The organism is Mesorhizobium sp. C089B (assembly GCF_030323125.1).
In the GTDB taxonomy this organism is placed as follows: domain Bacteria; phylum Pseudomonadota; class Alphaproteobacteria; order Rhizobiales; family Rhizobiaceae; genus Mesorhizobium.
This window is the reverse complement of sequence record NZ_CP100469.1, coordinates 1203360-1217290: the sequence shown is the minus strand read 5'-3', so window position 1 is coordinate 1217290 and position 13931 is coordinate 1203360. Positions and strand designations below refer to the sequence as shown.

General features: G+C 63.7%; 7 protein-coding genes and 1 pseudogene. 2 read left to right on the top strand and 6 right to left on the bottom strand.

All coding sequences use genetic code 11. The features are described 5' to 3' along the window. Positions 1-149 precede the first annotated feature (149 nt). Positions 150-6358 (top strand): annotated as a pseudogene (locus tag NLY44_RS06210) (kinesin). Positions 6359-6668: 310 nt separating this feature from the next. On the opposite strand, the gene NLY44_RS06205 reads toward NLY44_RS06210, so the two are convergent. The 4 genes from NLY44_RS06205 to NLY44_RS06190 are packed head-to-tail and all read right to left on the bottom strand — an operon-like array spanning position 6669 to position 10743. Then, positions 6669-7310 (bottom strand): ABC-type transport auxiliary lipoprotein family protein, encoded by a 642-nt coding sequence (locus tag NLY44_RS06205; RefSeq protein WP_460221573.1) that lies wholly within the window; start codon positions 7308-7310, stop codon positions 6669-6671. Between the two features lie 37 nt (positions 7311-7347). Further along, positions 7348-8721, bottom strand: a complete 1374-nt coding sequence (locus tag NLY44_RS06200) for an MlaD family protein (RefSeq protein ID WP_023806495.1) — start codon at positions 8719-8721, stop codon at positions 7348-7350. Between the two features lie 14 nt (positions 8722-8735). Continuing rightward, the gene (locus NLY44_RS06195; protein WP_023684944.1) at positions 8736-9554 is read right to left on the bottom strand and encodes an ABC transporter ATP-binding protein; all 819 of its coding nucleotides are present in this window, start codon (positions 9552-9554) and stop codon (positions 8736-8738) included. A 1-nt stretch (position 9555) separates the two neighbouring features. After that, positions 9556-10743, bottom strand: a complete 1188-nt coding sequence (locus tag NLY44_RS06190; RefSeq protein WP_023708615.1) for an MlaE family ABC transporter permease — start codon at positions 10741-10743, stop codon at positions 9556-9558. 77 nt (positions 10744-10820) lie between these two features. Here NLY44_RS06190 and dgcA point away from each other — a divergent pair, with 77 nt between their 5' ends. After that, positions 10821-11804: an N-acetyl-D-Glu racemase DgcA gene (dgcA, locus tag NLY44_RS06185; RefSeq protein ID WP_023806494.1), complete on the top strand. Its 984-nt coding sequence runs from the start codon at positions 10821-10823 to the stop codon at positions 11802-11804. Here the strand turns inward: dgcA and NLY44_RS06180 are convergent. Both NLY44_RS06180 and NLY44_RS06175 read right to left on the bottom strand, forming a co-directional pair. Beyond that, positions 11775-12989 (bottom strand): MFS transporter, encoded by a 1215-nt coding sequence (locus NLY44_RS06180; protein WP_023806493.1) that lies wholly within the window; start codon positions 12987-12989, stop codon positions 11775-11777. The genes dgcA and NLY44_RS06180 overlap by 30 nt on opposite strands. Before the next feature lie 104 nt (positions 12990-13093). Then, positions 13094-13909 (bottom strand): UDP-2,3-diacylglucosamine diphosphatase, encoded by an 816-nt coding sequence (locus NLY44_RS06175; protein ID WP_023715971.1) that lies wholly within the window; start codon positions 13907-13909, stop codon positions 13094-13096. Between the last annotated feature and the right edge of the window lie 22 nt (positions 13910-13931).

Below are 13931 nucleotides of genomic sequence, written 5' to 3'. Positions count from 1 at the left end.
TTACGTATCTCGCGGAATGCATGTTTTCTTTACCCCTGTGTGTCATTACGATACGAAGGTCCATTTTCAGCCTCCTGCGTGGGATAAGACGAGCCAGAATCAGGCAAAAATAAGAAGTCCCTCGGCAGCTAGTACAGGGTAGCGAAGGCATGGCGAAGAAACCAACGACGACCAGAACTCTCGACAGCGACGTAGCCAGGGAACTCGAAAAGGCACTAGACCTCGATCTCAGCGGAGACGGCAGCGGCGATCTCGATATCGCGGCGTCGATGGAAGATCTGGAAGCGCAGATATCGCAGGCCGCGGACGAACTGGCGCGCGAAGGCCGCCCCCAGAAGCCCGCCCCCGCTCAAAACGCGCCCGTCCAACAAAACCAGAGTGCGAAGCCGGCAGCCAAGCCCGCCGAGCTGCGCCCGGTCGAATCGCGCAACAGCGCGCAGCCAGCCGGCTTCAAGCCGGCAAACGATGACCGCCAGAAAGATTACAAGACGCTGCTGCACAGCCTCAACCGGCGCGCGTCTAGCACGATCTATTGGGTCGTGGCGTTCGTGTCGCTGGCCTGGATCGCCGGCGCCGGCGGCCTCGCCAATCTGCTGTTTGGCCCCAGCATCTGGAAAATTCGTACGTTCGATCAAATCCTGGCCCGCCCTGAACTGATCGGCCTGGCGATCGCGGCAATCATACCGGTCGTCCTGTTTTGGGCCTTCGCGGCGATGATCCGCCGCGCGCAGGAAATGCGCATTGCCGCGCAATCGATGACGGAGGTTGCTTTCCGCTTGGCGGAGCCGGAAAACCTCGCCCAAGACCGCGTGATGATGATCGGCCAGGCCGTTCGCCGTGAAGTGGCGGCGATGGGCGAAGGCATCGAGCGCACGCTGGCGCGCGCCGTCGAGCTCGAAACTCTGGTCCACAGCGAGGTCAACCAGATCGAACGCTCCTATTCGGAGAATGAATCGCGCATCCGGTCGCTGGTCGACGGGCTGGGCAGCGAGCGCGAAGCCGTCGTCACTCATGCCGAGCGCGTGCGCGCCTCGATCACCGGCGCGCATGAAACGCTGAAGGACGAGATCGGCGCCGCCTCCGACATTATTCGCGACTCTATCCTCAACGCGTCGACCAAGCTGTCGATGACGATCACGAATTCCGGCGACACGCTGATCGACCGCATCAATGAAAGCTCGATGTCGATCTTCGATTCCGTCGAAACCCGGCTGGATTCAATCACCGACAGGCTGTCGACGTCGGGCGAAGCCTTTGCTTCGCTGCTCGACACCCGCATCGCCAAGCTGACGGACACCACAGACGGCCTGACCCGGTCGCTGACCGACCTGCTCGACGACCGCACCACCGGTATGGTGTCGCTGCTCGGCGGCGCCGCCCGCACCCTGAGCTCGGAATTCGAGTCCAGCCTGAACGGCATCGAGCGGACGCTGGCCGAGCGCGGCCAGGCGCTGATCAGCGAATTTCAGACCCGCGCCGAAGCACTCGATACCGGCACGCAGAAGCTCAACGCCGCGCTCGAGGCGCGCGCCCGCCAGATCAACGAAACGCTGGTCGAGCGCGCCCGCGAGATCGCCCACACCTTTGCCGAGAGCAAGGATCATTTGTCGGCCATGATCGATCAGGGCAAGACCCAGATCGGCGCCGACATGGCCGACATCGTCTCGTCGACCTCGTCGATGCTCGAAGCCCGCGCCAGCGATTTCGCCGGCCGGATGGAAGCCGCCCGCCATGTCGTGTCGCGCTCATTCGACACCGACATCCAGCGTCTTGCCGATGCCCGTGTCGGCATCGAGGACGCCGTCGAAACCACAGCCGCAAGCTGTCCGAAAGCCGCGAACGCATGGCGGCTGCCATGCAGGCGGACCTGGCGAAGTTCGCCGAGGGCCGCGCCGGCATCGATGCGGCCGTAACCAACCAGGTGCAGAAGCTGGCCGAAGGCCGCAACCTGATCTCGCGCGCCCTGGAAGAGGATCTACGCAAGGTCAACGAGTCGCGCGCCGCCATCGACGCGTCGCTGGGAAGCCATCTCGAGCGGCTTGAAGAAGGCCGCAACCGGCTCAACCAGGCTTTGCATGAAGACTCCGGAAAACTTGTGCAAGCCCGTACGATCATTGACGAAATGGTCGCCGGACATGTCGGTAAACTGGCCGAAGGCCGCAACATTCTGTCGCGCGCCCTGGAAGCCGATCTCGGCAAGCTCGCCGACAGCCGCGCGTCGATTGACGGGCTGGTCGCCGGCCAGGTTGAAAAGATCGCCGAAGGCCGTGCCATCCTGACCAAGGCGCTCGAAAACGACATTATCGGCATCAAGGGCGTGATCGAGAACCACTCGGCGAAACTGGCCGAGGACCGCACCGAACTCAGCAAGGCGCTGGAGAACGACCTGTCCGGCATCAGGGGCCTGCTCTCCGACCATTCGAGCCGGCTTGCCGACGATCGTGGCCTGTTGTCACAGACGCTCGAGGCCGACCTCGCCAAGCTCGCCGAGAGCCGGTCGAGCATCGACGGGCTGGTCGCCGGCCAGGTCGAGAAGCTGGCCGAGGGGCGCGATATCCTCAAGCGCGCGCTCGAAGCCGACCTCAACACCATCAAGGGCGCCATCACGGGTCATTCCGACAAGGTGGCGGAAGAGCGCGGTCAGCTTTCCAGGGCACTGGAGGCCGACCTGCAGAATGTGAACAGCCTGATCGCCGACCACTCGAACCGGCTTGTCCAGGATCGTTCGACGCTATCCCAGGCGCTTAAGGATGACCTTCAGAATGTGAACAGCCTGATCACCGACCACTCGAGCCGGCTTGTCCAGGATCGTTCGACGCTATCCCAGGCGCTTCAGGACGATTTGCACAATGTCAGCGGCATCATGGCCGATCATCAAAACAGGCTCGTCCAGGACCGTTCGGCGCTCTCAAAGGCACTGGAAGACGACATCGCCAAGCTGGCGGAGAGCCGCTCCAACATCGATGGGCTGGTCGCCGGACAGGTCGAGAAGCTCGCCGAGGGCCGAGACATCCTCACACGGGCGCTCGAAGCCGATCTCAATGCGATCAGGAGCGCCATTGCCGACCAGTCGCAGAAGCTGAGCGAAAACCGTGGCGAGTTCGCACGGGTGTTGGAAGCGGATTTGGAAAATGTCAACAGCCTGATCGAGGGTCACAGCGACAAGCTCGTCCGGGATCGCGCGACGCTGTCGAAGGCTCTCGAGGACGACCTCGCCAAGCTGGCCGAGAGCCGGTCGAGCATCGACGGACTGGTCGCAGGCCAGGTCGAGAAGCTGGCCGAGGGCCGAGACATCCTGAAACGTGCGCTGGAAGCCGACCTGCAGAAGCTGTCGGCAAGCCGCGGTGAGGTTGACGACATCATCGCCGGCCATGTCGGCAAGCTGGCCGAAGGCCGCAACATGTTGACCCAGGCGCTGGAAGACGATCTGGCAAAGCTCGCCGACATACGCAAGGACGTCGACCGCTCTCTGTCGGGCCATATCGACCAGATTGCCGGCAGAAGCACCGATATCTCGGCGGCAATCGCTGCCGATGTCGAGAAAATCGAGCAGGCCTTCAGCAAGCAGACCGGCATCATCGAAGAGCGCGCCGGAACCATGGAGCGCGCGTTGTCGGTGGGTGTCGACAATGTCCGCAGCGTGCTTGAAAAGAGCGCCGTCTTCGTTGCCGGCGCGCTCCGTGAGAAGGTGATGGAAGTCACCAGCGCGCTGCACGAACAGGCCGGTGCTGCCTTCAGTGATGCCGACCGCAAGATCGCCGAGCGTGCCGAGCAGACCTCGGCCGCCCTTTTGGCCCGGGCCGAGGACATCGCCCGGACCTTCGAGGACGCGGATCGCCGTCTGCACGCCCGTGCCGAGGACACATCGAGCGCCCTGCTTGCTCGCGCCGAGGATACGACGAATGCCTTGCTTGCTCGCGCCGAAGACACGACGAGCGTGCTGCTTGCCCGGCATGACGAGACGTCGAACTCGCTGCTCGCCCGCGCCGAAGAAACGGCCGGACGGCTGGCTGCCCGCGCCGGCGAGATCGCCGGCACGTTCGACGCCGCCGACCAGAAGCTGGTCGCCCGCGCGGTCGAGACGGCGCAGTCGCTGGCCGACCGCGCCGGCGACATCCTGCGTAACTTCGAGGGTGCCGACCAGCGGCTGAGCATGCGCATCGGCGAATCCGCCGAAGCGCTGGCCGCCCGCGCCTCGGACCTTGGCCGCATCTTCGACGCCGCCGACCAACAGCTGATCTCGCGCATCGCCGAGGGTTCGGACGCGCTGTCAGCCCGCGCCACCGAGATCAGCCGCATCTTCGACGAGGCCGATCACCGCCTGGTGTCGCGCATCGCCGACTCCACTTCGACGATCGGCGAGCATGCCGACAACATCGTCGGCGCCTTCGCCAGCACCGAGCAGCGTGTTGCCGAACGTGCACGCCAGACCGGCCAGGAACTTGCCGTCCACGCCCGCGAGATGGAGCAGGCTCTTGCCGGCGCCGATGAGCGGCTGGCCGCGAGCGTTGCGTCCGCAGCTTCGCGCGTCGAGGAACAGGTCGCCAACGTCGAGAACCGCCTTCTTTATACGACGGAGACGATGGGCCAGAAGCTCAACGAGCAGGTTTCCAGCGCAGAAGCTCAGCTGATCTCGCGCGCCAACACGATTGCGGAGACTTTTACCGCGGTCGGCCAGCACATCGGCCAAAGCACCAACGACGCTGCCAAGACAATCGGCACCAATACCCGCGAGCTCAACACGATGCTGGCGGCGCGTTCGGCCGAGATGGCGAAGATCCTGGACGAAACCGCGCGGCCGCTGGTCGAGCGCTTCGCCCAGGGCGGCTCGGAACTGCAAAAGAGCATGGAAGAGGTCACCGAACGCGCGACCGAGAAGCTGCGCAGCGAAAATGCCGCCCTCGTCAACGCGCTCGCCAGCCGCACCGCCGAAACGCTGTCGGCCGTCGAAGGCGCGCGCTCGTCGCTCGCCGATAGCGTCGCCGACCTCATCGGCCGCATGAGCGTCTCCAGCTCGCAGCTTGGTGAGCTGATCGAACAGGCGGCGATCAACCTCGGCCAGGTTGACGAACGTCTGAGCGGCAGCACGCAAAGCTTCGCGGCAACCACCGAAAAGGCCGCGCAGACCTTCGCCAGCTCGGCACGCCTGGTCGATTCGAACACGACGCGGCTTACCGAACTGTCGTCGTCGACCCTGCGCGAAGTGGCCTCGATCGCCACCAAGTTCGACGAGCACAGCCGCTTGCTGTCCTCGGCTTCGGATCTGTTGAGCTCGGCGCAGAGCAATCTGGAGCACACGCTTGAGCGGCAATCGTCGCTCGAAGATCTCGCCGTCGGCCTGGTCAAGAAGTCGGAAGACCTCGAGAAGGTGATGCGTTCGTTCGAAAACCTTGTCGGCCAGACGATGCAGAATGCCGAAGGCAAGACGCTGGCATCAGCCGACAAGATCCGCATCGCCATAACGGAAGTGGTCGATTCGGCAACCAGCCGGTTCGCCGATGCGACCGAGGAGATGCGGCGCACCGCAAGCTCGATCAAGAGCGAGCTCGACCTCACCCGCGCCGAGCTCAAGAAGGGCGTCATCGAGATGCCGGAAGAGGCCAAGGAATCGACCTCGGCGATCCGCCGTGCCGTTGCCGAGCAGATCAACGCGCTCAAGGAACTTTCGGATATCGTTGCGAAATCGGGACGCGGCGGCGACAATGCCGAACCGCGCGCCCTGCGCCCGGCGCCGCAGGCGCCAGTGCAGCGCCCGGCCGAGCCGGTACGCCGCCCGCCGCCGGCGCCACAGCCGGAGCGCCCTGCTCCGCAGGCGCCGCTCGGCGGCCTGCGTGGCACGCTCGATATCGAACGCCCTGCCGAAGCACCGCGCCAGCGCGACGCCAACGCCCGCACGCCGCAAGGCGGCTGGGTGCGCGATCTCCTGACCGGGGCATCGCGCGAGGAGGAAGTCGCCAGGCCGGCAGCGCCCGCGGAAGCACCGCGCGCAACTCCCGTCCAGCGCTCGCCGCTGCATGTCATGGAGTCGCTCAACTCGCTCTCGGTCGATATTGCCCGGGCGATCGACCACGACGCCTCGATCGAGCTGTGGAACCGCTACCGGCGCGGCGAGCGTGACGTGTTCACGCGCCGCCTCTACACGCTCAAGGGCCAGCAGACCTTTGACGAAATCCGCCGCAAATATCAGGCCGAGGCGGAGTTCCGCGCCGCCGTCGACCGCTACTGCGACGATTTCGAGAAGCTGCTCAAGGACGTCTCGCGCAACGACCGCGACAACATCATGGCGCAGACCTACCTGACGTCGGACACCGGCAAGGTCTACACCATGCTGGCCCATGCGAGCGGCCGTTTGCACTGATTGAGGCGACACCACAGACACAGAAAAGGCGGGAAGTTCCCGCCTTTTTCTTTGTGCAAAATCGTCGGTCTGCGCTGCCCCTCATCCGCCTGCCGGCACCTTCTCCCGTATAGCGAGGGTGAAGGGAGATGGCATCAGCCTCGCCGCCCATACTGCGACGGTGACAATTGGCGAAATCATTGGCGATGGCGTTCTTTCTCACTATACGGGGAGAAATGCCCGGCAGCGCAATGAGGGGCAGCGCGAACCTGCGATATTTGGTCGAGTGCTGGTTTAACGCGACGAACGATCGTTCGAAGCCTCGACCGGCTCAGATCACCGAATCCGTCCAGCCCACGATATCCTTCGCCGCCTCGCCGAAGGCGCTGTCGAGCGCGTTGACATAGGCCGGATTGCCGCCGCCGGAGACGGGAGCGGATGCGGTGAAGCTCTTCGAGGCGCGCACCTCGCCGTTGCGGTCGTTCAGGATGCGCACGAAGAGATTGACCTCGGCATGCTCGCCACCATTGACGCGGACTTCGAAGGAGCGGATCTCGACGATCACCTGGTAGTCGATCGCCAGCCCCTCGCCCGGCTTGCCGACGCCGGCAAAGCTTCCGGAGCGCTGGAAGGTTTCGGCGAGCCTCGCCTGCACGATCAGCGGCAGCCGGTCGGCCCATTGCGCGCCCTTGAGATACTGGATCGAGCGGTCTGACGGCTTGATGACGATGTTCTGGCTGTCCAGCGCCTTGAGCGCGGAGGGCTGGGCGATCAGGATCTGGCGGCGGCTGTGGCCATGGGCGTCGATCGACGGGGCGGACAGCTCGAACGTATCGAGCGGCGCCGGCTTGCCTCCCAATGCCGCGCAACCAGCCAGCGTCAAGCCAAGCAAAACGACTGCCGATCTATACCCACCCAACCCGAACGTCACGCGTGATCCCCACTGTCCCCGGATCGTATGATGAATCCGCATCCGCGATCCATGTAATTGCTGCGGGCGGGCACGGAAGTCAACGCCGTGCCCTGCCATCGAACTGCCGGACCTCGCCGTCGCCGCCCGACAGGATGCGCTGCGGGTTGCGGCTGAGATCGGTCACCGCCTCTTCGATGCGGCTGATCGAACGCCGGCTGTCCTGGACCAGCGCCTCGACATTCGACAGGCCCTGGCCCGAGAAGCGCGCGATGTTGTCGGTGATCGTGCCAAGCCGGGCGTTCAGCGTGTCGGCGACCTGCTTGAACGACTTCAGCGTGTCCCTGGCATCGGCCATGACGCCGTCGGCCTGGCCCGAACCGAGCAGCGTATCGACCCTTTTCAGGATGCCGTCGACGCGCACCGAGGCATCGTTGAGGCGCGACGCAAGCTGTTTGGCGTCCTTGATCGTCTCGTCGATGTCGTCGGCCCGGTCGGCGAACTTGTCGGTCACCTTGGCGATGTCGGCGGCGGCCTTGTTGGCATTTTCGCTGGCCTTCTGAATGTTGGCGAGCGCCACGCGCACCTGCGCCGGATCGATGCCGTCGAGCACATTGTCGACCTTTGCCAGCGTGCCTTGCGTGCGCGTGGCGAAATCGTTGACCGAGCCGACCGCGGTATCGACGTTCTTGATCACTCCGTCGAGCTGTCCGCTGGTCTCCTTCAGATTGGCGGTGACGGCGTCCACATTGGCGACGATGCTCTTGATCTTGTCCTTGTCGACGGCATTGAGCAGGCCTTCGGCAGCCTTCAGCGTGCCGTCGAGCTTGCCGGAAACACCCTTCAGCTCATCCGACACCGCGCTGACGGCGGTCAGGAACTTGTCGATGCCGTCGGCATTCCTGGCCAGCGCATCGGAAAATGTCTGGGCGTTCTTGACGGTCTGGGTCAGCGGCCCGCGCACATCCCTGGTGAAACCTTCTAGGTCGGAAAGCACCTTGTCGGCGCGGGTGAAGATGTTCTGCGCCGTCTGCAGAAGGTTGGTGACCGCTGACGGATTGGCGATGATCTCGGCCGTCCTGCCTTCCTTTGCCGCCTCTTCCAGCAGGTTCGGTTCCTTGGGATCGGCGCCCTTCAATTCGATGTTGACCTGGCCGGCAAGGCTGGCGATGCCGATATCGGCCTGCGTCGATTTGGTGAGCGGCGTTGTCTGGTCGATCTCGGTCGTAGCAATGGCGGCATTGGGGTCATTGCGGTCGAAATAGACGCGCTTGACCACCCCGACCTTGACGCCGTTGAACAGCACCAGACTGCCGGGGCCGAGGCCGGAGGCCGAACCCTGAATGCGCACGCGCAGCTCCGCCGTCTCGCCGCGATCACCGATCTGGGCGGTCCAATAGACGAACCCGAACGCCGCCAGGATCGCAGCCAGGGTGAAAATGCCGACAATTACGTAGTTGGCTCTGGTTTCCATTGCCCCACTTATGTCTATGCGCGCGCGGCAAGATCAAGTTGCCGAGCGCGTTTTCCGCGGAAATAGGATTTGACCCACGGTTCTTCGCTTTTCAGCATGTCGTCGATCGTGCCTTCGACCAGGATTTTCTTGTTGCCGAGCACCGCCACGCGGTCGCAAGCGGTAAACAGCGTGTCGAGATCGTGCGTCACCATATAGACCGTCAGATCCATCGTATCGCGCAACTTCACCACCAATTCGTCGAATTCGGACGCGCTGATCGGGTCGAGGCCGGACGTCGGCTCGTCGAGGAAGACGATGTCGGGGTCGAGCGCCAGCGCCCGCGCCAAGGCGGCGCGCTTGATCATGCCGCCCGAAAGCTCCGAGGGAAATTTTTGCGCGGCGTCCGGCGGCAGGCCGACCAGTTCGATCTTGAGCAAGGCCAGCTCGTCCATCAGTTTCTTCGGCAGATCGAGATATTCGCGCATCGGCACCTGCACGTTTTCCTGCACGGTCAACGCCGAAAAAAGGGCGCCGTGCTGGAAAAGCACGCCAAGGCGCATGTCGATGCGCAACCGCTCGATGTCGCTGGCCTTTTCGAGGTCGAGACCAAACAGCTTGATCGTGCCGGACTGCTTGTGCAGCAGGCCGAGAATCGTGCGCAGCAGCACCGATTTGCCGGCGCCCGAGGCGCCGACGAAACCGAGGATTTCGCCGCGCTTGATGTCGAGCGCCAGTTTGTCGAGGATCAGCTTGTCGTCCAAGGCAACGGTGATATCGCGCACCGACAGCACGATATCGTCTTCTTCCATTCCCTGCACAGCCTTGGTCGCCTTTGAGTTTCTGCGCATCATGTCAGAACTCGATCGATGCGTAGAAGATGGCAAAAAGGCCATCGAGGATGATGACAACGAAGATCGATTTCACAACCGAGGCGGTGACGTGCAGACCCAGCGATTCGGCGCTGCCGCCGACCTTCATGCCTTCTACGGAAGCAATGGTGCCGATGATCATGGCCATGAACGGCGCCTTGATCAGCCCGGCGAAGATGGTGCTGATATCGATCGCGCCGCGCAGCCGGTCGATGAAGGCCGTCGGCGCAATACCGGAATAAAGCCAGGCGGCTAGGATGCCGCCGCCAAGAGCGGCAAAATTGGCGACGATGGTGAGACAGGGCAGCGCGATCACCAGCGCCACCAGGCGCGGAAACACCAGCACGCCGATCGGGTTGAGGCCGATGACCTTCAGCGCGTCGACCTCCTCGCGCATCTTCATCGAGCCGATCTCGGCGGTGATGGCGCTGCCGGAGCGGCCGGCGATCATGATGGCGGTCATCAGCACGCCGAGTTCGCGCAGGATCAGCACGCCGACCAGATCGACAACGAAAATGTTGGCGCCGAAATAATTGAGCTGGTAGGCGCCCTGCTGGGCGACGATGGCGCCGACGATCGCCGACATCAGCACCACCACGGGGATGGCGCCGACCCCCATGCGATCGATCTGGTTGAAGATCGCCGCCGGATTGATGGCATGGCCGCGCCCGAGCTTCATCTGGGCGCCGCCGATGGTGGCGCCGAGGATGTTCATCGAGGCGAGGAAATCGTCGCGCATCTCATAGATGCGGCGGCCGACCGCCTCCAGCCCGCGGAGGATGATGTTGGGGCGCCGGACGCCGCGCGATTCGGGCTCGCGCCGGACAGCTTCGCCAACGGCGCCGAGCAGGATCGAGGCGACATCGCTTTGCCCCTGCATCTTGATCTCGACACCCTTCTTTTCGAAGACGCTGACCAGGCGATCGATCAGCCAGGCGCCGGCGGTGTCCATCTTCTCGATGTGGGAAAGATCCAAAGCGAGCGTCTGGAAGCCTTTGCGCTGCTCGATCTTGCGCATCTCGGCGTCGATCAGCGCCACTGTCGTTGTCGTCCAGATTCCAGAGAAAGCGCAGCCGAGGACGCCGCCCTCCTCGCCGACCGCAACGCGGGGCTGGTGGTCGGCCTCCTTGGCGGCGTTGCCGCTTGCGTCGCGTTTGCCGATGGTCAACATGGCGTCCTGTTTAGCCTGACGGGTCGTACCTGTCGATTTGCCGACGACGCGTTGTCGCATAGCCGGAGCAGAAAATTATGGCGCGTGTCATTTCGGTTGAGGCCGAGCGTTTTCCCATTGCCGGCACCTTCACCATCTCGCGCGGGTCGAAGACCGAAGCCGAAGTCATTACCTGCACGATCAGCGATGGGGACAATCGCGGATGGGGCGAATGCGTCCCCTACAAGCGCTATGGCGAGACCATGGAGGGGGTGCGCGACGCCATCAAGGCCATGCGCCGGCAGATAGAAGGCGGCATCAGCCACAAGGAACTGCTTGATGCGATGCCGGCGGGTGCTGCCCGCAACGCCATCGATTGCGCCTTGTGGGACCTGGAGGCCAAGATCAGCGGCGTTGCGGTCGCGGACGCCATCCACGCTGTGCCCTTGTCGGCGCTGGAGACGGCCTACACGCTGTCGCTGGGCGAGCCGGAGGCAATGGCGGCGCAAGCCCGCGCCAATGCCGGGCGGCCGCTGCTCAAGGTCAAGATTGGCGGCGACAACGACATGGCCCGCATCCGCGCCGTGACCGAAGCGGCGCCCGACAGCCGCATCATCCTCGACGCCAATGAAGGCTGGACCGATGCCAACATCATCGAGAATCTCGCTTTCGCCGCCGAACACGGCATAGCCCTGATCGAACAGCCGCTTCCCGCCGGCCATGATGCCATCCTGCGCCACATCGCGCATCCGGTGCCGATCTGCGCAGACGAAAGCGTCCACGAGGCGAAGGACCTCGAAGCGCTTGTCGGCCTCTATGACGCCATCAACATCAAGCTCGACAAATCCGGCGGCCTGACCGCCGCCCTTACCCTTCGCGACCGCGCCCGGGAGCTGGGATTCGGCGTGATGGTCGGCTGCATGGTCGGCACGTCGCTGGCGATGGCGCCGGCAGTGCTTTTGGCGCAAGGCGCCGACTTCGTCGACCTCGACGGTCCGCTGCTGCTTGCCCGCGACCGCCAGCCCGGCCTCGTGTACCAGGGGTCGCTGGTGTTACCGCCTGACAGGATGCTGTGGGGCTGAACGCGCGGCGAGCCCGATCAGCGCCAGGCCGATGATGGCGATCGGGATCATCGCCAGGAAGCCGTCGACGCCGTAGCGCTCATAAAGCGGGCCGGACGCCAGCGTCACCGCCGCCATGAAGAAGCCGTTGAAGAAATAGGCAATGCCTTGCGCCGCACCCGTGCGTTCTTCCGAAACCGTTTCGCCGATCATCTTCTGCAGGCAGATCAACACCATCGCCACCGACACCGAATGCAGGGTCTGGACGCCGAAGAAACCGGCAACGCCAAGCCCGAGTGGCCAGATCAACGGAAAGGCGATCCAGCGCACGATGGAGCCGACGCCGGCGATCAGCATCACCTTGACGACTGAGACGGAGGCAAAAAAACGGTTGAAAAACACGAACATGCAGACCTCGGCCACCACGCCCCAGGCCCACAGCAGGCCAACGACGGAATCGCTGATGCCGACCGATTTCCAGTAGATGGAGACAAAGCCGTAGAGGAAGGCATGGCTGGCGGTGATGATGCCGACGCCGAGGGTGAAATAGAGGAAATACGGATTGAGCAGGCTCGGCGCCTGATGCTGGATGTCGGCGGCAGATAGCGGCGAAGCGCGGCGCGGGCGGCCAAGCCGCGGCGCCAGCAATCCGGCGACGAGCGCGGCAGACAATGCCGCAAAGATGATTACCGGCACGGCCTGCGGGCTCGTCCAGGCGAGGATAAAGCCGCCTGCGACATTGGCGCAGAGATAGGATATCGAGCCCCATTTGCGCATCGCGGTGTAGTTCGAGCCGAAGCGGCGCACACCCGACAGCGCGAGCGAATCGGCGATCGGCGAATGCGGCGTCCACACCACCGTCAGCGCCAGCGATACGGCAAGCACCGCCGCATAGGTGGGAGTGAGGAAATAGCCGGCGGAAAGCACCATCGTCGCGGCCACCAGCGCAATATAGACATCGGCCCTGTCCTTCGCCCGGTCGGCCAGCGCGGTCAGCAGCGGCGTCGTCACCACGCGCAGGAACATCGGCGCCGCCAGGATGATGGCGATCTGCTCGGCGTGGAAACCCTGGGCATGCAGCCACAGCGGGAAATAAGGCACATGCGTTCCCAGGGACATGAATAATGTCGCGAAGATCAGGCTCATGCGCAGTTCGAAATGGCGCGGCTTGACGAGTTGTTTGGGCGAGAGCGGCGGCAGCGACATGAATCGATCCAATTACGCTGCACAAAGGGCTGCAACGCAGATCGATCCCTTAACATGCGCGAAAGCGGTCCGAAACTGCCTGGACCAGTCGATTAACAGGAGGGTTATGCCGCTTCGACGACCCTGTCTTCGATGAGCAGCGGGATGAACGGCTCGTCCGGTGCTTCGGGCAGCACCAGCGCCCAGTGGATGATCTCCATCTTGCCGTCGAAATGTTCGACCACCGCCGTGCAGCTCTCCACCCAGTCGCCGGTGTTGATGTACTGCACATCCTCATAAGTCTCGATCGCGGCGTGATGGATGTGGCCGCAGATGACGCCGTCAACGTGCGAGCGGCGGGCCTCCTCGGTCAGCACGGTCTGGAACGAGCCGATGAAGTTGACCGCCTTCTTGACCTTGACCTTGGCCCAGGACGAGAACGACCAGTAGGGAAGCCCAAGCAGGTGGCGCAGCCTCGTCACCGCGCGGTTGACCAGCATCGCCGCGTCATAGGCGTAATCGCCGAGATAGGCCAGCCAGCGTGCATTGTGGACGACGGTGTCGAACTGGTCGCCATGGATGACCAGCAGGCGCCTGCCATCGGCGGTTTCGTGGATGGCGCGGTCGGCAACGACGATGCCGCCGAAATGCACGCCTTGGAACTGGCGCGCGAATTCGTCGTGATTGCCGGCGATATAGGTGATCGAGGTGCCCTTGCGCGCCTTGCGCAGCAGTTTCTGGACGACGTCATTGTGGCTCTGCGGCCAATGCCAGCTGCGCCGCAGACGCCAGCCGTCGACGATGTCTCCGACGAGATAGATGATATCGGCGTCGTGATACCGCAGGAAATCGATCAGGAACTCGGCCTTGGCCGCCTTCGATCCGAGATGCAGGTCGGATATGAACATGCTGCGGAAAGTGCGGGTTTCTGTACCGGACATCAGATCGTCACCGTTGCTTTCG

Coding starts and splice junctions, on each gene's coding strand:
- NLY44_RS06205 (WP_460221573.1), bottom strand. CDS start 7,310: ATGCGGATTCATCATACGATCCGGGGACAGTGGGGATCACGCGTGACG.
- NLY44_RS06200 (WP_023806495.1), bottom strand. CDS start 8,721: ATGGAAACCAGAGCCAACTACGTAATTGTCGGCATTTTCACCCTGGCT.
- NLY44_RS06195 (WP_023684944.1), bottom strand. CDS start 9,554: ATGATGCGCAGAAACTCAAAGGCGACCAAGGCTGTGCAGGGAATGGAA.
- NLY44_RS06190 (WP_023708615.1), bottom strand. CDS start 10,743: ATGTTGACCATCGGCAAACGCGACGCAAGCGGCAACGCCGCCAAGGAG.
- dgcA (WP_023806494.1), top strand. CDS start 10,821: ATGGCGCGTGTCATTTCGGTTGAGGCCGAGCGTTTTCCCATTGCCGGC.
- NLY44_RS06180 (WP_023806493.1), bottom strand. CDS start 12,989: ATGTCGCTGCCGCCGCTCTCGCCCAAACAACTCGTCAAGCCGCGCCAT.
- NLY44_RS06175 (WP_023715971.1), bottom strand. CDS start 13,909: ATGTCCGGTACAGAAACCCGCACTTTCCGCAGCATGTTCATATCCGAC.